The organism is Kitasatospora sp. NPDC086801 (genome assembly GCF_044745805.1).
Taxonomy (GTDB): domain Bacteria; phylum Actinomycetota; class Actinomycetes; order Streptomycetales; family Streptomycetaceae; genus Kitasatospora.
The window spans coordinates 51,256-72,983 of the sequence record NZ_JBIVAX010000040.1 but is presented as its reverse complement, the minus strand read 5'-3'; the positions used below and the strand labels follow the sequence as shown (position 1 = coordinate 72,983).

The following is a 21,728-nucleotide window of genomic DNA, read 5'->3' as shown; positions in this document are numbered from 1 at the left end:
GAGAGGCCGCTCAGGCCGTGCGGAGCACCGAAATCGGACACCTGATCCACCTCTTCCATGACCGGGTCAACCGAGTTCTCACCACGGCTACGGCCGTGCGGAGCCCATCGCCAACACGTACCAGCACCGGCAGTTCGCTCTGCCGCGCGCGCACCGCAGATCACGTCCAAGGAGAAGTAGCCGTGACCACAGACACCCAGGAATCCGTGTACTGGAACGCTCAGACTGCCGGTCTGGTCCCTGCGGGATCAAGGCCCGCTGAGCTGCTGTCGGGCCTACGGGTCGGGTCCGCCGCGGAAGACGACAGCACCGACCCGGACGACGTCCACCGGCAGAGTCATGCCGGGGCGCCTCGCGGGGAGCGGGAGCACGATACGGTCCTGCGGATCGCCACAGCGCCCGCCTACGTCCCCTACCAGTCTCCGCGGATGGAGGTGCGCCCGGAGGGCGAGCGGATGAGCTGGTCGGCCATCGCGGTGGCCAGGTCGTGCGAACTCCGGGAGTCGGTGGCCTCAAGTGCCGTGGGGGACACGACGCGGAAGGTCGTCCTGTTCGTCAAGGACAGGCTGTGGGACGGCTGTTCATCCGAGTCGGCACGAGCACTCGCCGAGCTGTGCGGGATCATTCCCGGTAAGGGCGGCGAAGTCGACGAGGTGGCGGAAGAGTACCTGCGCCGGGGAGCGGCGCCCGAGCGGCGTTCGTTGGAAGCCATGGTCGTGCGGGACCTCTGGGGCGCCTTCCAGGCTGACATCTCCATCCGGTGTACGGACTGGCGCATTCCCGACCTGACCGCCTCGTTGATGGCTGCGAGCATGGGGATCGACTACCCGGACGCACCCGACGACAGCGGAGCCGTCGGGCTGGAGCCGTACATCGACGCGAGCAGCGAGGGCATCGCCTGCCTCAGCGGGAGCGCCGCCCAACAAGCGTTCCGGGACAGCACAGTCACCTGTGCGGTCATCCAGATGAAAGAGGAGATACGGACGGCGCTCCTGAACGCCGCTCCGGCCGCCCGCCTCTCCTCGGTTGTTCCGCCTCCCTCGGCCCCCGCACCAGCCGACTACCTGGTGGCACGCTGGTGGGACGGAGACATGCCGGCGCTCCTGCGTCTCACGGTCGGCTGGGCTCCCTACCAGCACCTGTCCACCGACCGCGGACACTTCCCGGGCAGTGACCGATGCGGAAGGATGTTCCGCGCCATCAACGGCCCCCTCTACTACAACGACAGCGTCGATCTACTCCACGACTACGGTGCCAAGGAGGCGTTCAACGAGCTTCACCTGGCACTGGCGAGCGGAGACGGCCGCAACCTGATCGGCTTCGCCGACGCCCTCGCCGCGGCCACCGACGAGGCGATCGCCTGCGACTGCGGACACGACGGCCACCAGGTGGCGGCAGAGATCGCCATGGGCGCGTGCGTCTACTTCGCGCTCACCCCCCGCTACTTCCTCCGGCGCCAGCTCGCGGCGCTGTCCCACACCGCCCCGCACACCAACGGCTCCTTCCTCCCGTCACAGGAAGCAGCCAGGGCCACCGCCACCACCGTGCTCCCGCCCGGCAACATGATGTATTCCCCGACCTGGACGCCGCTCTGGCGTACCGCGCCCGAACCGGACGACACCACGTGGGCCGAGGCACTCGCCCACCGCGCGACCCGGCGCTACTTCGCCACCGACCAGACCCAGCACCCCATCGGCCAACGCTGCACCGCGCTGACCCGGGACATCATCGAGCAAGCCGCGTGCCTGACCGACGGGCCCGCCTTGCGGTCGATGGCGGACCGCTGGAGTGACCTGTTCCGCCTCATCGCCATGCATCCCGGCATGAGCACGGCGAACAACACCCCCGACCCGGACGTCGTGGAAGAACTGGCAGACCTTGTCAGCCGCGTCTGGACCAATCTCATCGCAGGTTCCCGCGCCCCAGCAGCACCGATGGGCGATGTTCACCTGAACATCGACTTCCAGCACATCGTCAGCAAAACCTATGACCAGGGCCCCTTCGGCTTCGCGCTGCGGCGAGCACTGTACGGCGCCGTGACCACTGCCATCGAGCTCGCGGGCCACAACCCTTACGCCCGCCTGATTGATGGCACAGGCCAGGCCTGCTGTCCTCAGCAGGGTAAAGCGGTGCAGGCGCCGAATTCGTGAAGGCCCCACCGACGACCGCAGGCGCCTGTTGAGGGACCGCCGTAACCTGCTGCGGCGACTTCACGTTCGCCCTCACCCGAGGTTGCAGGCCTGCCAGCCTGGGGGAGTTGGGGTAGCCCGATCAGGGGGGCGAGGTTGAGGTGCTCGGCCAGGAGGGCTTTGAGGTTGCGGCCGTCGATGAGTCGGATGCGGCCGTTGCGGTGGGCGAAGTCGTAGCCGGCCTCACCGGACCACGAGGTGGTGACGAGGATGCCGTACCGGGCGTCCTTGGGGTGCGTGACACCGGCCAGGGCTCGGACGGTCCCCACCGGGGCGGCGTTCTTGGGCCGTTTGGCCTGGATGTCGAAGGTGCTGGCCTCGCTGGAGTCCCGAGCGTTCCGGCGGACACTCCGGCGGGTCTGGGCCGTAGGCGGCCGAGAGCGCTGATCGCGGGGGAGGGCCCGGGCGCCCGGGGGAGGGCCCGGGGGAGTTCCCCTCTCCGGGGGGGGGCTGTCGCCGGGGCGGATGGTCCGAACCGGTCGCCTTCCGGCGCGGGGCGTGGTCCGCCGCGTGGGGCGGGGGATGTTTCGGGCCGGAGGCAACCCGAGGAAAGGATTCTTCATGGTGGAGCACGTGTTCGCACGCGTGGTAGGGACGGTGACCGTCTCGGCCCTCGCCCTGGTGGCGAGCGTCGGTGCGAGTGGTGTGGCCGGTGCCGCCTCGCCCGAGGACCACCCCATCGAGGTGAGCATCGGAGCCTCCGGCCTTCAGGCACCGGATACGGCGAAGGGCGGCCTGGTCAGTTTCCGGGTCAAGACGGACGACCCGAACGGCCGGCAGCTACAGCTGCTGCGTCCGCACGGGGGCGTGACCGTCGACCAGGTCCTCCGGGACCTCGCAGACGCGGTCAGCCCGTCGCCGGCCACCGCGAGCGACGGGATCCGGGCGGTGAACGGTGAGGCGGACCTGCTGGGCGGGGCACTGGTCACCTTGCAGGTGCACGAGCAGTTCACCGAGGAGGTCAGCCCGGGGCCGGTCTACCTGCTGGACCTCACCGCGTTCCGGGCGGACCCGGCCCACCCGGTCTCCAAGCGGTTGGACCTGGTCGGTACGAACGGTCAGAACGACAACCAGGTCCGCTTCGACGACGGCATCGTGATCGAGAGGGACACGGCCGCGGGCCCGCGTTTCCAGACCGAGGACGTCGACCACGCGCACCTGGCCTACCTGGTGCACGACGAGTCCGAGCAGATCCACGAGATGCAACTGCGGCCGATCGGCGCGGATACCACCGAGGAGCAGATCGGGGAGTACCTGAGGCAGGTCGCGCTGGGCGGCCCGCCGGTGCGGTCCCCGTTCACCGGGCCGGCCACCGGCCTCGGCGCCTTGTCCAGCGACCGCACCGCCTCCGTGCAGGCGCACGGCCTGCAGCCCGGGCGGTACGTGCTGCTCTGCATGATTCCCGACGAGCGGACGGGCATCCCGAACGCCGTCCTGGGCATGCGCAAGATCGTCACCCTGAAGTAACCGGCCGGGCCCCGGTCCGCCGGGGGTGATCCTCCGGAGGACGGGTCGTCGACAGGCGCAGGTGGCAGCCGACCGCCGCGGCGAGGTCGCGGATCGCCACGCCCTCCGCGGTTCACGCCGAGCCCGGCGGCCGCCGCGACGTTGCTGCCGTTCTCCGCTCCGCGCACACCGGGGCTCCTGACAGGTCAGGTCAGGCCAGGCCAGGTCAGGTCAGGCCAGGCCAGGCCAGGCCAGGCCAGGCCAGGCCAGGCCAGGTCAGGTCAGGTCAGTCGGTCGGGTGGGAGGCCGCCCAGCCGTGTTCGAGCAGCGCGAAGGCCTCGTCGGCGGCTCGGCGCGGTTCGGCGTGCCGCAGGACGAGGCTGCGGGCCTCAAGGGCGAAACGGGCCAGGGCGGCGCAGCTGACGTCGTCCTCGGGGGCGCCGACGGCTTCGGCGACGGCCCTGGACAGGGCCGCTTCGTGGCGCGTCCACATGCGGTGGGCGTAGTCGCGCAGCGCAGGGGTCTCCTGCACCATGCGGGTGAAGTCGGCGAACCGCGGGTCGGCGGCATGGACGGCGAACTGGGTCTGCTTCTGCAGGAGGTGTTCGCGCAGGGCCTGCGGGATCGACTGGCCAGGGGTGCGGTCGCGCACGGCGGCGACGAGTGCTGCTTCCAGGTCGTCCTCCTGGTCGAAGACTAGGGCTTCCTTGCCGGAGAAGTGCTTGAACAGGGTGGTCACCGAGACGTCGGCGGCGTCGGCGACGTCTTTGACGCCGACCTGGTCGTAGCCGCGTTCGAGGAAGAGCTCGAGTGCGGCGTCGGCCAGGGACTGGCGGGTCTGGGCCTTCTTGCGCTCGCGGCGCCCGGTCGGTTCGGTCACCCGCCCACCATACCTCGCAGTGCATCCGCTATGAAAGTTTAGTCATTGCGCTTATGGAGTGAGTGTGCTTTCTTGGTGGTGCCGGGCCTCCCGGCGGCTCACCCACCTCCCGAGGGACACTCCCGTGAACTCTGCCCGTGAACCCCGCATCGCGATCGTCGGCGCCGGCCTCGGCGGCCTCACCTGCGCCCGAGTCCTCCAGCGGCACGGCCGCTCCGTCACCGTCTTCGAACGCGAGGCCTCCGCCGACGCCCGCCCGCAGGGCGGCACCCTCGACCTGCACGCCGACACGGGCCAGGCCGCCCTGTGCTCGGCGGGGCTCCTCGACCGGTTCCACGCCCTCGCCCGCCCCGAAGGGGACGAGTGGCGCGTGCTCGACTTCGCCACCGCCGCCGCCACCGCCGCCCCCGTGGCGCAGCAGGGGCCTTCCACCGCCGACCCCCGCCCGGAGATCGACCGGGGCCAACTGCGCGGCCTGCTCCTGGACTCGCTCACCGAGGGCACGGTGCGCTGGGACCGCACCGTCAGCGCCGTCACCCCGCTGGCGGACGGCACCTGCCGGCTGCTCCTCGGTGACGGCACCGCCGAGGACTTCGACCTGGTGGTCGGTGCCGACGGCGCCTGGTCGCGCGTCCGCCCGGCCCTGTCGCACGCCGCACCCGGCTACACCGGTGTCACCTTCGTCGAGACCGGATTCGACCACTGCGACACCCGTCACCCCGACCTCGCGCGGCTGGTCGGCAACGGGTCGATGCTGGTGAAGGGCGCCGGCCGGTCCCTGGTCGCCCAGCGCAACAGCAACGGCCACATCCGCGCCTACATCGCGCTGCGCGTGCCGGAGGACTGGCACGTGGCCGCCGGCATCGACCTCGACGACCAACAGGCCGTGCGGACGTACCTGTTGAGGATGTTCGACGGCTGGGACGAGAGCCTGCGCTACATCCTGCGCAGCAGCGACAACGGGTTCATCAGCCGGCCCCTGTTCGTCCTGCCCGCCCCGCACACCTGGGAGCACGTCCCCGGCGTCACGCTGCTCGGCGATGCCGCGCACCTGATGCCCCCGGTCGGGCTGGGCGCCAACCTCGCCATGCTCGACGGCTCCGACCTCGCCCACGCCCTCGTCACCGGATCCAGCGTCGACGACGCCGTCCGCGCCTACGAGAGCATCATGCTGCCGCGCTCGATCGAGGCCGCGACGGGCAGCGCGCAGGGGCTCGACCACCTCGTTCCCGCCACGGCCCCCTGAGCCGACTCCACCGCCCCCGACGCCGTGCCCCTCCCCGCCCCGGAGGCCACCACCGCCGAACTCCTCGCCGCCACGCAGGAGGCGGGGACGCCGCGCCGTCCCCGCCTCGTTCGCCGAAACCGCGCTGGTCGCCCGCCCACTGCTGCGCCGCGCCGGCCTCCCCGTCCCCGACGGCCCGCTCAGCTACGCCGTCGCCCCGACCTGACCGTCCGCTACGCCCACCCGGCCGCCAGCGCCGTCGGTTCGCCCGGCAGCACGGGCGAGGACGACACCCTGCTCGTCACCGGCACCCTGCGCCGCGTCCCCTGGGCCCGCGCCGCGACCGCCGTCGTGGTGCTGGCCGCCGCCCCCTGGGGCCCCGTCCTGTTCACCGTCACCCCGGACCGGTCCGTCCTCACCCCCGGCGGCAACCTCGCCGAGGAACCCCGCGACGACCTGCACCTCGCCAGCGTCGTGATCCCCGCCGCCCGGGTCCGCCGGATCCCCCGGGAACTGGTGGCGGAGGCCGAGCTCCGCGCGGCCCTGGCCCGGGCCGCCCTGATCGCCGGAGCCGCTGAACGCTGCGTCGAACTGACCGTCGCCCACGCCACCGCCCGCACCCAGTTCGGCCGTCCGCTCAGCCGCTTCCAGGCGGTCAAGCAGGAGGAGGCGAAGCTGATCGAGGAGGCCGCCCTGGTCCGCGCCGCCGTGCAGGCCGCCGCCGCGCCGGTGGACGCCGGCACCGCCGCCGCACGGTTCGCCGTCGCCGTCGCCGTCGCCAAGGTCCAGGACTCCGCCTCGGCCGCCGAGATCGCCCGGATCGCCCACCAGCTGCACGGCGCCATCGGCATCACCAAGCTCAGCCCGCTCCACCTCGCCACCACCCGCCTGTGCTCCTGGCGCGACGAGGGCGGCGACGAGACCACCTGGGCCACCCGCCTGGCCCGCACCGTCACCGCCCCCACTCTCTGGCCCACTGTCACCGCCACGCCCTGACCCCACGCCCGCCACCCGCGTCCCGCCGACCGGTCGTCCCCAGCCCCACCCCGGGGCGGGGACACACCGCACTCGCGGGCAAGCCGCTCGCCAGCCCCGCCACCAACCTCCGTGGTCAGTACACCCAGCACTCCAGCAGGACTTCGGTGTTTTGCCTGCTCAGAGGCTGCGCGCGGTGGGTTTAGCGGCCTGATGTCCCATCAGGGGCGGTCTTCATGGGACCGCCCCTCGATCGTGTGCAGCCGACGTTGGTAGTGACAGCGGCGGGCGACGGCCTGGCGTTGTCGGCGCCAGGTGGACCAGTTCAAGGAGTGAGCGCGGGGCGAGCACCGTGGCGGACGCGGCCCATGGGGCGGCCAGCCGCCAGGAGCCGCCGGATCTCTGCCACGGTGAGGTCCACCAAGGTGCGGGAACCGTTTCTGCAGCCCCCTTTGATGCCGCCGCCATCGCGGCCAGGAAGGCGTGGGCGAGCATGGCCAGGGTGATGTGCCGCATCCAGCCGGTGTAGCGACGGACCTCGTACCGATCCAGACCGCATTCGTCCTTCGCAGCCTGGAAGCACTCCTCGATCGCCCAGCGCATCCCGGCAATTCGCACCAACTGCTCTACGGTCGTTTCGAGTTGTGAGTAGGCGAGGTGGTGGGCGATCCCGTCGGGCCTGCTCAGGCTGCGGCGGGCCAGTGCCCACCGCTGGCGGACCTGGACCTCGCCCTGGTCGTCGAACTCCGCCACGGCGGGCAGCCGGATGGCCGCCCAGTCGTAGATGCGCGGTCCCTTGGCGCCGGCACCGCACGAGATCCGCTCCCAGGACTCTGCCGGGGCCTGGGAGAACAGCCAGTCGATGCGTGGACAGCCCACGCTGAACTGGGACTTGGGCACTGCCAGGACGTAGCCGACGCCGGACTGTTCCAGCAGTCGGCGGAAGCGTCCTTCCTGTCCGTGGGCCGAGTCGGCGGTGACCCAGGCGATGGGCAGCGGGGAGGCGAGGGCGCGTAGGGCCAGGGCCTTGGCGAGCTGGCCCTTGGTGTGGAACTCCCGCTCGTCGGGGATCCTCGCCGCGCGGCAGCGGCCCCGATCTTCGGTCCAGGACCGGGGCAGGTAGAACTCGCGGTCGACCAAGGGCCCGCAGACGGAAAGCCCCCGCTACCCGCCTCCCGTGCGCGCGGTGACCAGGCCGGACTCGTAGGCCGCGATGACCGCCTGGGCGCGGTCCCGGACGTCGAGCTTGCCGAAGATGCTGGTGATGTAGTTCTTCACCGTCGACAGGCTGATGTCCAGGGCCCGGGCGATCTCGGTGTTGTCGAGGCCGGTGGCCATCAGCCGCCACACCTCGACCTCCCGGGGCGTCAGCCCGCCCGTGTCGGTGACCGGCGGCGGGGCGCCGACCGGGGCCCGGACGTAGGTGGAGATCAGCCGGGTGAGCAGGCGCGGGGCGACCACCGCCTCGCCGGCGTGGACGGTGCGGATCGCCGCGCCCAGTTCCTCCGGAGAGACGTCCTTGGGCAGGAACCCGTGGGCGCCGGCGCGCAGCGCGGCCACCACGTACTCGTCCATGTCGAAGGTGCTGAGGGCGAGGACTCGGCAGGACGGGAGGGTGCGGGCCAGCTCCCGGGTCGCGCCGACCCCGTCGAGCACGGGCATCCGGATGTCCATCACCACGACGTCGGGGCGCAGCAGGCGGGCGGAGGTGACGGCCTGCTCCCCGTTCTCGGCCTCGCCCACCACCTCGAAGGACGGGTCGGGGGAGAGGATCAGGGACAGGCCGCGCCGCACCAGCGGCTGGTCGTCCGCGATGAGGACCCGGATGCCCGGTGCCACCGCGCCCACCGGGCCGCCGTCGTTCGACCTCACCGGGCCGTCCCCGTCCTCGCTCATCGGGCCGTCGCCGTGCGCGCTCACCGGGCCGTCGCCACCTCCGCTCACCGGGCCGTCGCCGTTCCGTGCTGGACGGCCGCGTCGGCCGTCTCCTCCGGGGCCAGTGGCAGGTCGGCCAGGACGGCGAAGCCGCCCTCCGGACGTGGTCCGGTCCGCAGGGTGCCGCCGTGCAGGGCGACGCGCTCGCGCATGCCGATCAGGCCGTACCCGCTCCGGCCGCCGGGCGGCAGCGCCTCCTGCGGTGCGGCGCCGCCCGTGCCCGCCGTGCCCCCGTCGTCGCGCACCTCGACGGTGACCCGGTCCGGACCGTACGTCAGGGTGACGGTCGCGCGGGCGGGCCCGGCGTGCTTGCGGGCGTTGGTGAGGCCCTCCTGGACGATCCGGAACACGGTCAGGCCGACGGTGGGCGGCAGCGGGCGGCGGGGCCCGTGGACGCCGAAGTCGGTCGGCAGGCCGGCCACCCGGGACTCGTCCACCAGCCGGCCGAGGTCCTCGGCCCCGGGCTGGGGCGAGGGCGGGGCGGTGTCCGGTTCGTCGCCGGCCCGCAGGACGTCCAGGAGCTGGCGCATCTCCCGCAGGGCCAGTCGCCCGGAGGACTCCAGGGTGACCAGGGCGTCCCGGACCACCTCCGGGTGGGCGAGGTTGGCCCGGGCGCCGCCGGCCATCAGCTGCATGGTGGTGATGTGGTGCGCCACGATGTCGTGCAACTCCCGTGCGATGCGGCGGCGTTCGTCGGCCGCCGCGCGGTCGGCCAGCAGTTTGCGGTTGGCCGCGACCTCCCGCTGCCAGCGCGCCACGGCGAGGCCGGCGCCGGCCACGAGCAGGGTGGAGCAGGAGGTGCCGGCGAGCGCCTGCCAGGAGGGGACGCGCAGGTGGCTCTGGCTCAGCGTGGTCAGCACCGTCGTCGCCGCCGCGGCGGCCGCCGTCACCGGGGCGGGGCGGGCCCGGGCGACCGAGTACAGGCTGACCATCAGGACGGCGCCGAAGTGGGTGCTCGCCGGTGTGGACAGGTCGATCGCGGCCTCGACGGCCAGGACCACGGCGAGCGCCGGCACCGGGTGGCGGCGCCGGACGAGCAGCGGCAGGGCCGACAGCGCGACGAGGAGCAGGCCCGGCGGGGTCACCCGGCGCACCCCGTCCATCTCGCTGAAGAGCAGGTAGTTGAGCAGGTCGAGCGTGCAGACGGCGGCGGCCACCAGTGCGTCGGTGTGGGTCCACGGCGCGCCGTCGGTCTCCGGCGGCGCGTCCGCCACCCCGCCGGGCCCCGGGCTCCCGCTCGCCGGGTGTGCCGGATGTGCCGGGTCCGCCCCGAGTGCCGCGTCCATCGCGGGGCGCTGATGACCGCCCATGTCCGTTCCCCCTCCGTGCCCGGCCCGCGCCGCGCCTCACCGATGAGCCCTGACGAGCCCCGATGAGCCCGATCAGGCCCCGATCAGACCCTGTTTCAGACCCTGAACAGGCTCTGAACAGGCCCGATGACCCCATTCTGGCATCGGCCCACCCCGCCCCGGCATGGTCCCCACGGCCGATCACGGGGGCCCGGACCAGGACCACGGTCCCGGGTCCGGGCCCGGCCGAGGAGCAGGGGCCCCGGCGCGGATCGTCCGTCGCAGGGACGTCCGCGGCCCACCCCGGGTGATGGTCTGGAACCCGGCCGGGAACCCCCGGAGCCGAGACCGACCTTGCGGACGCTCGCGTCCACCGCCGGAGGAAACCGTGATCCGCGCACTGACCGGATACTCCACCAGGAACCCGTGGAAGGTGATCACCCTCTGGGTGGTGCTGGGAATCTTCCTGGCCCTGCTGAGCCCGATGCTGCTCGCCCGCGTCACCCAGTCCCAGACCGGGGACTTCCTGCCCAAGAGCTACGACTCGGCCGCCGCGCTGCGGATCGCCGAGGAGAACTTCGGGATGAAGCCCGACGCCACCACCTTCACGGTGCTGGTCGCCAGGACCGACGGCCAGGCGCTCACCGCCGCCGACCAGCAGCGGGTCGAGGCCGAGGCGGCGAAGCTCGCCCAGCGCCGGGTCGTCATGCCCAGGAAGGACGACGCGCCGGCCTTCCTCGTCCCCGACCGGTCCCAGACCCCCCGGGTCGCCCCGGCCATGGTGGCGCCCGACCGCGGCTTCGAACTGCTCTCCGTCGAACTGACCGGCAACGCCGCGGACGAGGGCGTCCAGGGCGTCTACCGGGCGTTCCGGGACGCCACCCGGGCCCAGTTCGCCGACGCCGGGATGCGCACCGGGTTCACCGGGGGACTGGCCGACGCCGTGGACACCGCCGACTCCCACCGCACCGCCGCGACGGTCGGCAGCGCGCTCGTCATGGGGCTGATCGTCCTGCTCAACGTGCTGGTGTTCCGCAGCGTGGCGGCGGCCCTGCTGCCGCTGCTCGCCGTCGCCATGATCGGCAGCGTGGCCGGCGGAGCCGTGGCCGTCGCCGCGACGCTGACCGGCCTCAAGCTCGACGCCGGCACCCCCGGGCTGGTCTCCGTGGTCCTGCTCGGCATCGGCGTCGACTACTTGCTCTTCCTGCTCTTCCGCTTCCGCGAGCACCTGCGGGCCCGGCCCGAGCAGCCCGCCCGCGAAGCCGCCGCCCAGGTGACCGCCCGGGTGGGCACCGCGATCACCTCGGCCGCGCTGACCATCGTCGCCGCCTTCGCCACCCTCGGCGTGGCCAGCTTCGGCCAGTTCCGCTCGCTCGGCCCGGCCATCGCCGTCGCCGTCCTGGTCATGCTGCTGGGCAGCCTCACCATGATGCCTGCCCTACTCGCCGCCTGCGGCCGCGGCATGTTCTGGCCCTCCCGCAGCCTGCGCCGCCAGCCGGGCGAGGGCTTCGCCGCCCGCTTCGGCACGCTCGTCGCCCGGCGGCCGCTGCCGATGCTGCTCGCCGCCCTCGCCCTGCTGGGCGCGCTGGCCGCCGGGATGACCGGGATCCGGATGGACTACGGCCTCGGCGGCGCCGGCGACCGGACCCCGGCCGCCGCCACCGCCGCCGAGATCTCCCGCACCCTGCCGGCCGGCGTCTCCGACCCGACGAGCGTCTACGTCGTCACCACGGACGGCACCACCCTCACCCCCGGCCGGCTCGACGGCCTCTCCCACGCCCTCACCCAGGTCGAGGGCGTCGGCAAGACGGGCGGCACCGTCCTCAACGGGGACCGGCGCGCCGCCCGGATCGACCTCTACCTGACCGCAGACCCGCAGAGCCGGCGCGCCCGCGACCTGGCCTCCGGCCCGGTCCGCGCCGCGGTCGCCGCCCACACACCCGCCGGGACCAGCGCCCACGTGGGCGGCACGGCGGCGATCTTCGCCGACGTCTCCACCGCCGTCGACCACGACCTGGCGATTGTCTTCCCGGTCGCGGCCGCCCTGATCGCCCTGATCCTGCTGCTGCTCCTGCGCAGCCTGCTCGCCCCGCTGGTCCTGATGCTCTCGGTCGGGCTCGGCTTCGCCGCCACCCTCGGCGCCGCGACCCTGCTGTTCCAGCACGGGCTGGGCGAACCGGGCGTCAGCTTCACCCTCCCGCTGGTGCTGTTCCTGTTCGTCGTGGCGCTGGGCACCGACTACAACATCCTCATCACCGACCGGATCCGCGAGGAGATGCAGCGCCCCGGCCCGCCCCGCGCCGCCGTCGCCCGCGCCGTACGGCACACCACGCCCGCCATCGCCACGGCCGGCCTGGTCCTGGCCGGTTCCTTCGCGATCCTCGCCGCCACCCCGGGCAGCGAACAGGTCGCCTTCGCGCTGACGCTCGGCATCCTGCTCTCCGCCGTCGTCCTGTCCCTGGTCCTGGTGCCCGCCGTCGCAGCCCTGCTCGGCCGCGCCCTCTGGTGGCCGCTTCGCCCGGCCCGCCACCACCACCGGGCCGAGCCGGCCCCGGAGCCGTACCGCGTCCCGGTGCCCTGACTGGTTACGTTGGCCGGGTTGTGTCGTACTTTCATGGTGTCGGAGTGTCTCGTCGTCGTGATCGGACCGATGTTCGAGTGGTGCATCGCACCGCCCGGATCGGTCCGTGTCTGACCCGAGCGCAGGTCCAGCGAGGTTCGGGGCGCAGCGAGTGCTCCGCAGTAGGCAACGCAGGGAGGCAGGCACATGAGAGCACTCCTCACGTCGTCCGGGATCAAGAACAGCAGCATCCACGACGCGCTGGTCGACCTGCTGGGCAAATCCATCGCCGAGTCCGACGCCCTGTTCATCCCCACCGCCATCTACCCCTTCCCTGGCGGGCCCGGCATGGCGTGGCGGGCGATCTCCGGTGAGGGGCCGTCGCCGTTGTGTGGATTGGGTTGGAAATCGTTGGGGATCCTGGAGCTGACGGCGCTGTCGAGCATCGAGGAGGCTGCTTGGGTGCCAACGGTCCAGGCCGCCGACGCACTGCTGGTATGGGGCGGTGACCCCCTGTTTCTCGCCAACTGGATGCGGCGCTCCGGTTTGACCGGCCTCCTGCCGACGCTGCGCTCCGAGGCGGTCTACGTGGGGGTGAGCGCCGGGAGCATGGCTGTTGCCTCCACCTTCGTCGAGACCTACCGCGAACCGCCCTGCGGGAACGATGGACCGTTGAGGTCGGAGGACATCGTCTTCGCCACGCCTCAGGGTGACGTCGACAGAATCCTGGTCACGGGACGGGGAGCAGGACTCGTCGACTTCGCGGTGATCCCGCACTTGGAGCACCCGGACCACCCCGACGCCTCCTTGGCCAACGCGGAGAGGTGGGCGGCACGGATTCCCGCGCCGACGTACGCGATCGACGACGAGACGGCCATCAAGGTGGTCGACGGCGCCGCCCAGGTCGTCTCCGAGGGGCAGTGGAAACTGTTCCGGCCCTAACAGCACCGGGCAGTTCCTGAAGGGAACGCCGGTCGGGTCGCCCAGCACGCCTAGGTCTCGCGCCGGGCCTCGCGCCGGGCCTCGCGCTGGAGATCGGCCACGCGGTGGAGGGCGGTCTTGAAGGCGGCGTACTCCCGCACGCCCAGCGCCTTCGCGTGGCGCTCCTCGATCGAGCGCATGATGGCGGCGGCCGCCGCCATCTGGAGCAGGCCGCGTTCGGTGGGGTGGATCAGTTTGGCGCGACGGTCCGCGGGGTCGGGTCTGCGTTCGACGTAACCCAGGCGTTCGAGATCGTCGATGAGGGTGCCGATGACCTGCTTGTGCTGTCCGGAGGCGCGGGCGAGTTCGCTGGCGCGGATGCCGTCGGCCCGCAGGTAGGCGAGCACGGCACCGGCGCGGGGCTGGATGTCGTCGAATCCCTGCTCGGCGAGCGCGGTGAACAGCTCGCGCTGGACGGAGAGGAGCACCCGGGCGGCGAGCACGCCGAGGTCCGGTTCCGCCGCCTGGTGTCCGGTCACGCTTCTCCCGCCTCCGCCCTCTCTGGGCCCGTCTGCCGCTCCGCCCTGTGACCAGCAACTTTAGTCGCCCGCCCGGTGGGCTCGGGCGGCACCCCCGGCGCCTCCGGCACTCCTGGCACCCCCGGCGTCTCGCCCCGGCCGGTGCTTGCGTCCCCGGGAGCCCGGGTATAGCGTCAAAGTAGTCACTAAATTTGACTATCAAGATTAGTGACCACTGGAGTCGTGGCTCAAACCCCGAAGGAGCGCAAGATGAGCGAGCACCGCGAGTTCCTGCAGCCGGTCACCCGGGAGAACGCCGCCGTGGTCCTGGTCGACCACCAGGTGGGCCTGCTGTCCGGCGTCCGGGACATCCCGCTCGGCGAGCTGAAGCACAACGTGGTGGCGCTGGCACGCGCGGCGACCGTGCTGGGCGTCCCCCTGGTCGTCACCACCACCGCGGCCGACAGCATGTGGGGGCCGACCACCCCGGAACTGGTCCGGGCCCTGCCGGCCGGACAGCGGATCATCGACCGCAGCACGGTCAACGCCTGGCACGACGGCCGGGTCCGCGAGGCCATCGAGGCCACCGGGCGGCAGAAGCTGATCTTCGCCGGAGTGTCACTGGAGGTGTGCGCGGCGCTGCCCGCGATCGCCGCGACGGCCGCCGGGTACCACGCGTACGTCGCCGTGGACGCCTCCGGCACCTTCAGCCAGGCCAAGCGCGAGGCGGGACTGCTGCGCATGCAGCAGGCGGGCGTCACCGTCTCCGACTACGCCACCCTCATGGTCGAGGCCCTGGCCGACAACGCCGCCCCCGAGTCCGGCGACCTCTACGCCGCCCTCGACATGCCCTTCGCCGTCCTGGTCGGCCAGATCTCGGCGGCCGCCCACTCCGCATAACGGCCGGCCCGGCACGCGCGGTCACCCACCGGCCGGGGTGTTGGGCGGCTCTGGTCGCGGTGGTGAGCCGGGCCGTGATCGGTGGAACCCGGTCGGGCGTGGTGGAACTACCGGAGGCGTGTCGCGGTCCGGACGAGGTCGGCGACAGCTCTGGACCGGCTGTGCGGTGGCCAGGCGATCACGGTGGTGACCGTCGGCGCGTCCAGCACGGGCACGGCGGCGAGGTCACCGTGCAGTTGGGCTCGGCACGACTCCGGTGAGACGGCGCACGCACGGCCGAGTGCGACGAGCTGCAACAGCTGTGCGTGGTCGCGCACTTGGGGGCCGGGGCCGGGTGGGTAGGTGCCGTCGGGGCAGGGCCAGCGCGGCAGGGGCAGGCCCGGCAGCCCGGTGATGTCGGCCATCTGCACATGGGCCCGGGCGGTGAGCGGATGCCCGGCCGGCAGGACTGCGACCTGGCCCTCCGTACTGAGCTCCTCGGTGTCGAACCCGGCCGTCGAGTCGAACGGCCGGTGCAGCAGCGCCACGTCGGCCCGGCCCTCGCGCAGGAGCCGCTCCTGCTCGGCCGGGCCGCAGAGGATGACGTCGACGGGGACCGCGCCGGGTTCGGCGGCGTACGCGTCGAGCAGCCTCGCCAGCAGTTCGCTGGACGCGCTGGCTTTCGTGACCAGGACCAGGCCGGGGCGGCCGGTCGCGGAAAGGGCGGCGCGGCGGGTCCGACGCTCGGCGGCGTCGACCGCGTCGAGGGCCGTCCGGCCCTCGGCCAACAGCACCGAGCCGGCCTCGGTCAGCGTGACGGTGCGACTGGTCCGATCCAGCAGCGCTGCGCCGAGCCGGCGTTCGAGCTGCCGGATCGCCCGTGACAAGGGCGGCTGGGTGATCCCGAGCCGCCGCGCGGCGCGCCCGAAGTGCAGCTCCTCCGCGACGGCCACGAAGTAGCGCAGTTCCCTGGTCTCCATGCCGCCACGCTACTTCGGATCAATACCCGGACGGTATCGTTGCGCACCCGATCGGTGTTGGACCCTCACCCGGGCCCGAGGGCAGCATGGTTCCCATGAGTGAACGGACGATTGCGCTGGTCACCGGCGCGAACAAGGGAATCGGTTACGAGATCGCCGCCGGCCTGGGCGCTCTCGGTTGGAGCGTCGGCGTCGGCGCCCGTGACGACCGGCGCCGTGCGGCCGCGCTGGAGCGGCTGCGTGCGGCCGGTGTCGACGCGTTCGGCGTTCCGCTGGACGTGACCGACGATGCGAGCGTGACGGCCGCTGCCCGGCTGATCGAGGAACGGGCGGGGCGCCTCGACGTGCTCGTGAACAACGCCGCCATCACCGGCGGCATGCCGCAGGAGCCCACCCGGGTCGACCCCGCCACCGTCCGAACGGTCGTGGACACCAACGTGATCGGCGTCATCCGCGTCACCAACGCGATGCTGCCGTTGCTGCGCCGCTCGGCCGCACCACGGATCGTGAACATGTCCAGCAGCGTGGGCTCCCTCACCCGGCAGTCGGGGACCGCCGCCGAACAGACGACCGGGCCGGTGTCCGCGGCGTACTCGCCGTCGAAGACGTTCCTGAACGCCGTCACCCTCCAGTACGTCCGGGAGCTGAGCGGTACGAACATCCTGATCAACGTCGGCTGCCCGGGCTACGTCGCGACCGACCTCAACGGCTTCCGCGGCGTGCGCACCCCCGAACAGGGCGCGGCGATCGCCATCAAGCTCGCCACCCTGCCCGACGACGGCCCGACCGGACAGTTCTTCGAGGACGCCGGCGTCGTGCCCTGGTGACGTCGCACGTCGGTCATCGCACGTCGGTCATCGCCCGCCGGGGTGAGGCCGCCGGGGTGAGGCCGCTTCGCCCGTGACCTCGGCCGGCGGGCCGGTTCCCCGGCGCGATGGAGCTGGCCGAGCCGGCCTCCGGCCGCGGGCCGGTCCCCGTGGCGGCCGCACCGCGCGCAGGGGGATCGAGGAGCATGCCCGGGCCCCCGCTCGGCGGGCGAGCGGGGGCGGGTTCCTCGGCGACCGCAGGTCGGTCCGGCGGGCATCTCAGGCTTCGATGTTCTCCAGGTCGTCGAGCAGGCTCGGGCGCGTCGGCTCCCAGCCGAGGGCGGCACGGGTGTGACCGCTGGACGCGGGCTGGTCGGTCGCGAAGACCGGGCCGAGGGGGCCGAAACCCTCCTGCGGCACCGGCTCGACCGGAAGGTGGAGCCGCCGCCCGATGACCGCGGCGATGTCGCGTACCGCGTCGCCCTCGTCGGCGACGGCGTGCCACGAGCTTCCGGCCGGAGCCTCCTCCAACGCGAGCCGGAACAGGACGGCGGCGTCGAGCGCGTGGACGGCGGGCCAGCGCTGCGCGCCGTCCCCGGGGTAGCCGGCGACCCCGGTACGGCGGGCGATGTCGGTGAGCAGCCCGGCGAACCCGCCCTGGCCCTGGTCGTGGACCGTGCGCGGCAGCCGTACCGCCGAGCTGCGCACGCCGCGTGCGGCGAGTGCGAGGGCGCGGGTCACCGACAGGCTGCGCCCGGCGACAGGCCCGTCCAGCGGCAGCGGGTCTTCCTCGGTCGAGGCGCGTCCCGCCACGTGGGGCGTGCCGGACACGGTGACGAGCGGGCGGTCCGTGCCGACGAGGGTGTCACCGAGGACCGCGAGCGCGGCGCTCTCCTCGGCGATCCCTCGCGCGAGCGCGTCGGGCGAGCTGAAGTCGTTGCTGAAGGCGAGGTGGATGACGCCGTCCGCCTGCTCCGCGCCGGTTCGCAGCACCGTGAGGTCGGCGAGCCCGCCGCGGAGCACGTCGGCGCCGGCGGCTTTCGCGAGGGCCGCGGAGGCGTCGGAACGGGCGAGGGCGGTGACCGAGTGGCCTGCGGAGAGCAGTTCGGCGACGACGGCAGAGCCGATCAGGCCCGTGCCGCCGGTGATGAAGACGCGCATGGTGAGCTCCGAGGAGTGATGCGACTTGTGTCCCATCACTGTACAGCGCGATGCGACAGGTGTCGCGTCATCTAGACTGGCCCTATGCCGAGATGGAAACCCGATGCCCGACAGCGCCTGGTCATGGCGGCCCTCGGCCTGTTCGCCGAGCAGGGCTACGACGAAACGACGGTCACCCAGATCGCCGAGCGGGCAGGGCTCACGCGGAGCACCTTCTTCCGCCACTTCACCGACAAGCGGGAGATCCTCACCACCGGACAGACGACGCTCAGCCGCCTGCTGGCCGAGGGCATCGAGGCCGCCCCCGCGGACGCGACGCCGATGACGGCCGTCGCGGCCGGGCTGGAGCGCGCATCGGGCGAGATGACGTCGTTCAACCGCGAGCTCAGCCCGCTGCTCCACGCGGCGATCAAGGCGAACGCGGAGCTGCAGGAGCGCAACGCGTTGAAGAGCATCGGCATGGCCGCGGCGATGGTCGACGCGCTGAAGCGACGGAACGTCGCAGAACCCGCGGCGCACGTGGCCGCCGAACTCGGCGTCCTCGCGTTCAGGCTCGGATACACCCGGTGGGCCGACCCCGGCCGCGACGAGGACCCCGGCGAGCTGGCGCCCCACGCGCTGGCCGCGTTCGACGAGCTCCGCGCGGCAGCCGCGGAGCTCCGTTAGGGCCGGCCGTTCCGCTGCTCGACGCCTGACGGCCGGCTTCCGCCCGCAGGTATCCGGCTGCGAGCCACCGCCACCGCGGCTCTGGAGGCCCGGGCGTCCGGCCCGGCCGCGACCGCCGATCGCTCAGGTTGGTCGCAGCGTCGCGGTCGCGATCTCCAGGAAGTCGCGCACCGGCTTCTCCTGACGGCCCGCGACGACGGCGAGACAGGTCTCGATCCCCGGAGCGTCCGTCACCGGGAGGTGGCGGAGGTCGGGGCGGGCGTAGGAGCGCGCGACGCTCAGCGGGACGAGCGCGATGCCCCGCCCCGAGGCGATGAGCTCGAACTTCTCCTCCAGGGTCGACGTACGCCGCCTCGGTGAGTCGAGCATGCGTTCACCGTCGAGGTCCGCGGAGGTGAGCTCCTGACGGCCGGCCAGCGGGTGCGTCGCGGGCATGCAGGCGACCCTGGGATCCAGCCCGACCGGGATGGTCCGCAGCCCCGACTCCTCGAACGGCCGCCGCAGGTACCCGACCTGGGCCCGTCCCTCCCGGAGCGGTGCGTCCTGTTCCCACCAGCGCGCCGGGACGAGGTCGGTCTCGACGTCCGGGTGCCGCGCGGCGAAGGCGAGGATCGCCTCCGACACGCGCAGCCCCGGGGAGAAGGCGACGACGAGCCGTCGGGTGCCCCGGTCGGCGTCGTGCACGCGCTGGACCGCCGCGGTGGCGGCCGCGAGGATCCCCGGAGCGTCCCGGTAGAGCTGCGCCCCGGCGGCGGTCAGCTCCACGCTCCGGGTGGTCCGCACCAGCAGCTCGCACCCGAACTCGCCCTCCAGGGCGGCGATCTGACGGCTGAGGACCGGCTGCGTGATGTAGAGCTGCTCCGCCGCCCGGCCGAAGTGCCGCCGCTCCGCCACCGCGAGGAAGTAACGGAGCTTGCGCAGATCGAGATCCATGTCCTCACGGTATCAATCGCCGGAAAAGGGTATTGGACGCCGCCGACGGTGTGCCCCGAGACTCGAAACATGATCGTCATCACCACTCCGACCGGCCACATCGGAGGCCGGCTCCTGGACATCCTGCTCAACGAGGCCCCCGGCCGTGGCGAAGGACTGCGCGTCATCGTGCGTGACCCCGGGCGGCTCCCCGCCGAGGTCCGCGCCCGCGTCGACGTGGTCACCGGCTCGCACGGCGACGCCGAGGTCGTCGACCGGGCCTTCACCGGTGCGGACGCCGTCTTCTGGGCGGTTCCGCCGGCCCCCCGGACTCCGAGCCTGGACGCCGCCTACTCGGGGTTCACCCGCGCTGCGGCGCACGCCCTCACGGCGCACGGCGTGGGACACGTCGTCGGGGTCTCGGCGCTCGGCCGCAACACCCCGGTGGCCGACCGTGCCGGACACGTCACGGCGTCGCTGGCCATGGACGACCTCATCGCGGGGACGGGCGTGGCCTACCGGGCACTCGTCAACCCGACCTTCATGGACAACCTCCTGTGGCAGCAGGCCTCGATCCGCGACGACGGCGTCTTCACCGGCACCCTCGCCGCCGACCGCCAGGTACCGATCGCCGCCACCCGGGACATCGCGGCGGCCGCCGCCGCTCTGCTCCTCGACCGCTCGTGGACGGGGACGGGCGAGGTCCCGGTGCTGGGCCCCGAGGACCTCTCGGCGAACGACCTGGCGCGGGTCATGTCCGAGGTGCTCGGCCGCCCGGTCCGCTACGAGCGGCAGTCCCTCGACGACCTGCGCGCCGGACTCACCGGACAGGGCTTCGGAGCCGCGCACGCGCAGGGCCTCGTCGACATGATGCGGGCCAAGGAGGCGGGCCTCGATGAGGGCGTGCGGCGCACCCCCGGGACGGCGAGCCCGACGACCTTCCGCACCTGGTGCGAGGAGGTCCTCAAGGCGGTGGTCGAGGCGTGAGCACGAGGGCGGTCCTCATCGTCGGGGCGTCCCGCTCGCGCTGAGGGCCGCCATGTGCCGGAATCCGAGCGGCAGTCCCTTGTGATCGGTGGGCTCCGCCCGCAGTGCCGACTACGACTTCCGGTCGCAGGCGCGCGGGCACGCCCTCATCCGGCGTGGTCGTAGTCCGGCAGGATCACGCCGGTGTGGGCCGCACGCCCCCCGGTTCCCGTCAGGCTGGTGGGGTTGCGCAGGGCCGCGTTGCGGGCGTCGAGCATGTCCTGGGTGCCGGGGACGAGGGCGGTGCCGCCCGAGGCGGCCAGTGCCTGGTTCCGCTCCACGAAGGGGCGCGCCCTGCGCTCGTAGGCCGCGAAGGCGGCCGCGTGGTCGGCGTGGCCGGCCAGTTCTCCGGCCAGGAGGTAGGCGCCGACGAGCGAGACGCTGGAGCCCTGGCCGGACAGGAACGAGGTCGCGTGGGCCGCGTCCCCGGCGAGGGCGACGCGGCCGCGGGACCAGGTGGGCAGGTGGATCTGACTGACGACGTCGAAGAACAGGTCGTCGGCCTCGCGCATCGCGCTCACCAGGCGTGGGATGTGCCAGCTGTGCTCGGGGAAGGCGGCGGCGACGAGTGCGCGCTGCGCCTCCCGGTCCCGGAAGGCGCCGAAGGGGGCGTCCTCCCGCTTGAGGACGAGGAAGCCGTGCACGCGGTCGCCGGGTTCGTGGGCGTAGAGGACGGCCGCCCGGCCGGGCGTGTTCCAGATGATCCCTTCGTGGGCGAGGCCCAGGTCGTCGGTGAGGGTGAAACCGGCGAAGACGTGGCCGAGGTAGCGGTGGAACGCGTCCTCGGGGCCGAAGACCAGCCTGCGGGTGTTGGAGTGCAGCCCGTCCGTACCGATCACCAGGTCGAAGGTGCGGCGGACGCCGCTGTCGAAGGTGACGTCGACGCGGTCGGCCCGGTCGTCCAGGGTGGCGATGGAGTCGCCGAAGAGGAATTCGACCCTGTGGCGGAGTGGAGCGTAGAGGGCGTCGGCCAGGTCGCCGCGCCGTACTTCCAGGTCCAGGCCTGCGGCGCCTCCGGTGAGGACCTCGGGGGCGACGGAGCCGATGAGGGCCCCGTCGGCGTCCACGAACGAGAGCCTGCGCGTGTCCACGTGGGCCTCGCGCAGCTGCGGCAGCAGTCCCATGCGGTCGACGACCTCGCGGGCGGCGCCACGGATGTCGCCGGCGTACCCGCCGCCCCGTACCTCTGACGCCCGTTCGACGATGGTGACGTCGAAGCCGTGGCGGTCGAGCCAGTAGGCGAGGGCCGGGCCGGCGATGCTCGCACCCGAGATGAGGATCCTGCGGTTCGCGGAGTGGTTCATGGTGTGCTCCCCTCCTGGCGGTCGCACCGAAGATGCGTACCTTAGGTATCTTTATG

General features: G+C 72.8%; 20 protein-coding genes. 10 read left to right on the top strand and 10 right to left on the bottom strand.

Annotation, left to right across the window (positions count from 1 at the left end; genetic code table 11):
- The first annotated feature begins 182 nt into the window (after window positions 1–182).
- Window positions 183–2,150 carry a hypothetical protein gene (locus ACIPLC_RS30755; RefSeq protein ID WP_400476304.1) on the top strand — a complete coding sequence of 656 codons (1,968 nt, stop codon included), beginning with the start codon at window positions 183–185 and terminating at the stop codon, window positions 2,148–2,150.
- Here the strand turns inward: ACIPLC_RS30755 and ACIPLC_RS30750 are convergent.
- Entirely contained in the window at window positions 2,114–2,752 is a 639-nt protein-coding gene (locus ACIPLC_RS30750; RefSeq protein WP_400476303.1) for a restriction endonuclease, read from the bottom strand. The two genes, ACIPLC_RS30755 and ACIPLC_RS30750, sit on opposite strands and share 37 nt — an antisense overlap.
- Between ACIPLC_RS30750 and ACIPLC_RS30745 the strand changes: the two genes are divergently transcribed.
- Window positions 2,751–3,656 (top strand): hypothetical protein, encoded by a 906-nt coding sequence (locus tag ACIPLC_RS30745; RefSeq protein WP_400476302.1) that lies wholly within the window; start codon window positions 2,751–2,753, stop codon window positions 3,654–3,656. The two genes, ACIPLC_RS30750 and ACIPLC_RS30745, sit on opposite strands and share 2 nt — an antisense overlap.
- Before the next feature lie 265 nt (window positions 3,657–3,921).
- Here the strand turns inward: ACIPLC_RS30745 and ACIPLC_RS30740 are convergent, their stop codons facing one another.
- Window positions 3,922–4,515 carry a TetR/AcrR family transcriptional regulator gene (locus ACIPLC_RS30740; protein ID WP_400476301.1) on the bottom strand — a complete coding sequence of 198 codons (594 nt, stop codon included), beginning with the start codon at window positions 4,513–4,515 and terminating at the stop codon, window positions 3,922–3,924.
- A 124-nt stretch (window positions 4,516–4,639) separates the two neighbouring features.
- Between ACIPLC_RS30740 and ACIPLC_RS30735 the strand changes: the two genes are divergently transcribed.
- Together ACIPLC_RS30735 and ACIPLC_RS30730 are read left to right on the top strand one after the other, a co-directional pair.
- On the top strand, window positions 4,640–5,761 hold the full coding sequence (locus ACIPLC_RS30735; protein ID WP_400476300.1) for an FAD-dependent oxidoreductase: 1,122 nt from the start codon (window positions 4,640–4,642) through the stop codon (window positions 5,759–5,761).
- Window positions 5,762–5,785: 24 nt separating this feature from the next.
- Complete coding sequence (locus ACIPLC_RS30730; protein ID WP_400476299.1) at window positions 5,786–6,736, top strand: acyl-CoA dehydrogenase family protein; 951 nt, start codon at window positions 5,786–5,788, stop codon at window positions 6,734–6,736.
- Between the two features lie 213 nt (window positions 6,737–6,949).
- Here the strand turns inward: ACIPLC_RS30730 and ACIPLC_RS30725 are convergent, their stop codons facing one another.
- The 3 genes from ACIPLC_RS30725 to ACIPLC_RS30715 are packed head-to-tail and all read right to left on the bottom strand — an operon-like array spanning window position 6,950 to window position 9,960.
- Window positions 6,950–7,855, bottom strand: coding sequence for an IS701 family transposase (locus ACIPLC_RS30725; protein WP_400476298.1), 906 nt, complete (start codon window positions 7,853–7,855; stop codon window positions 6,950–6,952).
- 24 nt (window positions 7,856–7,879) lie between these two features.
- Complete coding sequence (locus ACIPLC_RS30720; RefSeq protein ID WP_400476312.1) at window positions 7,880–8,611, bottom strand: response regulator; 732 nt, start codon at window positions 8,609–8,611, stop codon at window positions 7,880–7,882.
- A 44-nt stretch (window positions 8,612–8,655) separates the two neighbouring features.
- On the bottom strand, window positions 8,656–9,960 hold the full coding sequence (locus ACIPLC_RS30715; RefSeq protein WP_400476297.1) for a sensor histidine kinase: 1,305 nt from the start codon (window positions 9,958–9,960) through the stop codon (window positions 8,656–8,658).
- A gap of 367 nt (window positions 9,961–10,327) precedes the next feature.
- Between ACIPLC_RS30715 and ACIPLC_RS30710 the strand changes: the two genes are divergently transcribed.
- Window positions 10,328–12,520, top strand: coding sequence for an MMPL family transporter (locus ACIPLC_RS30710; protein ID WP_400476296.1), 2,193 nt, complete (start codon window positions 10,328–10,330; stop codon window positions 12,518–12,520).
- 186 nt (window positions 12,521–12,706) lie between these two features.
- On the top strand, window positions 12,707–13,441 hold the full coding sequence (locus ACIPLC_RS30705) for a Type 1 glutamine amidotransferase-like domain-containing protein (protein ID WP_400476295.1): 735 nt from the start codon (window positions 12,707–12,709) through the stop codon (window positions 13,439–13,441).
- 50 nt (window positions 13,442–13,491) lie between these two features.
- On the opposite strand, the gene ACIPLC_RS30700 is transcribed toward ACIPLC_RS30705, so the two are convergent.
- Window positions 13,492–13,959, bottom strand: coding sequence for a MarR family winged helix-turn-helix transcriptional regulator (locus ACIPLC_RS30700; RefSeq protein ID WP_400476294.1), 468 nt, complete (start codon window positions 13,957–13,959; stop codon window positions 13,492–13,494).
- Window positions 13,960–14,208: 249 nt separating this feature from the next.
- Between ACIPLC_RS30700 and ACIPLC_RS30695 the strand changes: the two genes are divergently transcribed.
- Window positions 14,209–14,838: an isochorismatase family protein gene (locus ACIPLC_RS30695; RefSeq protein ID WP_400476293.1), complete on the top strand. Its 630-nt coding sequence runs from the start codon at window positions 14,209–14,211 to the stop codon at window positions 14,836–14,838.
- A gap of 107 nt (window positions 14,839–14,945) precedes the next feature.
- Here the strand turns inward: ACIPLC_RS30695 and ACIPLC_RS30690 are convergent, their stop codons facing one another.
- Window positions 14,946–15,797, bottom strand: a complete 852-nt coding sequence (locus ACIPLC_RS30690) for a LysR family transcriptional regulator (protein WP_400476292.1) — start codon at window positions 15,795–15,797, stop codon at window positions 14,946–14,948.
- Window positions 15,798–15,892: 95 nt separating this feature from the next.
- Here ACIPLC_RS30690 and ACIPLC_RS30685 point away from each other — a divergent pair, with 95 nt between their 5' ends.
- The gene (locus ACIPLC_RS30685) at window positions 15,893–16,624 is read left to right on the top strand and encodes an SDR family NAD(P)-dependent oxidoreductase (RefSeq protein ID WP_400476291.1); all 732 of its coding nucleotides are present in this window, start codon (window positions 15,893–15,895) and stop codon (window positions 16,622–16,624) included.
- A gap of 258 nt (window positions 16,625–16,882) precedes the next feature.
- Here the strand turns inward: ACIPLC_RS30685 and ACIPLC_RS30680 are convergent, their stop codons facing one another.
- Entirely contained in the window at window positions 16,883–17,764 is an 882-nt protein-coding gene (locus tag ACIPLC_RS30680; protein WP_400476290.1) for an SDR family oxidoreductase, read from the bottom strand.
- Window positions 17,765–17,848: 84 nt separating this feature from the next.
- Between ACIPLC_RS30680 and ACIPLC_RS30675 the strand changes: the two genes are divergently transcribed.
- Window positions 17,849–18,430 (top strand): TetR/AcrR family transcriptional regulator, encoded by a 582-nt coding sequence (locus ACIPLC_RS30675; RefSeq protein WP_400476289.1) that lies wholly within the window; start codon window positions 17,849–17,851, stop codon window positions 18,428–18,430.
- Window positions 18,431–18,553: 123 nt separating this feature from the next.
- On the opposite strand, the gene ACIPLC_RS30670 is transcribed toward ACIPLC_RS30675, so the two are convergent.
- The gene (locus ACIPLC_RS30670) at window positions 18,554–19,363 is read right to left on the bottom strand and encodes a LysR family transcriptional regulator (protein WP_400476288.1); all 810 of its coding nucleotides are present in this window, start codon (window positions 19,361–19,363) and stop codon (window positions 18,554–18,556) included.
- Window positions 19,364–19,432: 69 nt separating this feature from the next.
- Between ACIPLC_RS30670 and ACIPLC_RS30665 the strand changes: the two genes are divergently transcribed.
- On the top strand, window positions 19,433–20,329 hold the full coding sequence (locus ACIPLC_RS30665; protein WP_400476287.1) for an NAD(P)H-binding protein: 897 nt from the start codon (window positions 19,433–19,435) through the stop codon (window positions 20,327–20,329).
- 146 nt (window positions 20,330–20,475) lie between these two features.
- On the opposite strand, the gene ACIPLC_RS30660 is transcribed toward ACIPLC_RS30665, so the two are convergent.
- A complete protein-coding gene (locus tag ACIPLC_RS30660; protein ID WP_400476286.1) occupies window positions 20,476–21,672 on the bottom strand; it encodes an FAD-dependent monooxygenase in 1,197 nt (398 codons plus the stop codon).
- Between the last annotated feature and the right edge of the window lie 56 nt (window positions 21,673–21,728).

What these genes read in the sequence shown, in the direction of transcription:
- ACIPLC_RS30745 (WP_400476302.1), top strand. Translation starts at nt 2,751, where the DNA reads ATGGTGGAGCACGTGTTCGCACGCGTGGTAGGGACGGTGACCGTCTCG.
- ACIPLC_RS30750 (WP_400476303.1), bottom strand. Translation starts at nt 2,752, where the DNA reads ATGAAGAATCCTTTCCTCGGGTTGCCTCCGGCCCGAAACATCCCCCGC.
- ACIPLC_RS30720 (WP_400476312.1), bottom strand. Translation starts at nt 8,611, where the DNA reads ATGAGCGAGGACGGGGACGGCCCGGTGAGGTCGAACGACGGCGGCCCG.
- ACIPLC_RS30715 (WP_400476297.1), bottom strand. Translation starts at nt 9,960, where the DNA reads ATGGGCGGTCATCAGCGCCCCGCGATGGACGCGGCACTCGGGGCGGAC.
- ACIPLC_RS30705 (WP_400476295.1), top strand. Translation starts at nt 12,707, where the DNA reads ATGAGAGCACTCCTCACGTCGTCCGGGATCAAGAACAGCAGCATCCAC.
- ACIPLC_RS30695 (WP_400476293.1), top strand. Translation starts at nt 14,209, where the DNA reads ATGAGCGAGCACCGCGAGTTCCTGCAGCCGGTCACCCGGGAGAACGCC.
- ACIPLC_RS30690 (WP_400476292.1), bottom strand. Translation starts at nt 15,797, where the DNA reads ATGGAGACCAGGGAACTGCGCTACTTCGTGGCCGTCGCGGAGGAGCTG.
- ACIPLC_RS30685 (WP_400476291.1), top strand. Translation starts at nt 15,893, where the DNA reads ATGAGTGAACGGACGATTGCGCTGGTCACCGGCGCGAACAAGGGAATC.
- ACIPLC_RS30680 (WP_400476290.1), bottom strand. Translation starts at nt 17,764, where the DNA reads ATGCGCGTCTTCATCACCGGCGGCACGGGCCTGATCGGCTCTGCCGTC.
- ACIPLC_RS30675 (WP_400476289.1), top strand. Translation starts at nt 17,849, where the DNA reads ATGCCGAGATGGAAACCCGATGCCCGACAGCGCCTGGTCATGGCGGCC.
- ACIPLC_RS30670 (WP_400476288.1), bottom strand. Translation starts at nt 19,363, where the DNA reads ATGGATCTCGATCTGCGCAAGCTCCGTTACTTCCTCGCGGTGGCGGAG.
- ACIPLC_RS30665 (WP_400476287.1), top strand. Translation starts at nt 19,433, where the DNA reads ATGATCGTCATCACCACTCCGACCGGCCACATCGGAGGCCGGCTCCTG.
- ACIPLC_RS30660 (WP_400476286.1), bottom strand. Translation starts at nt 21,672, where the DNA reads ATGAACCACTCCGCGAACCGCAGGATCCTCATCTCGGGTGCGAGCATC.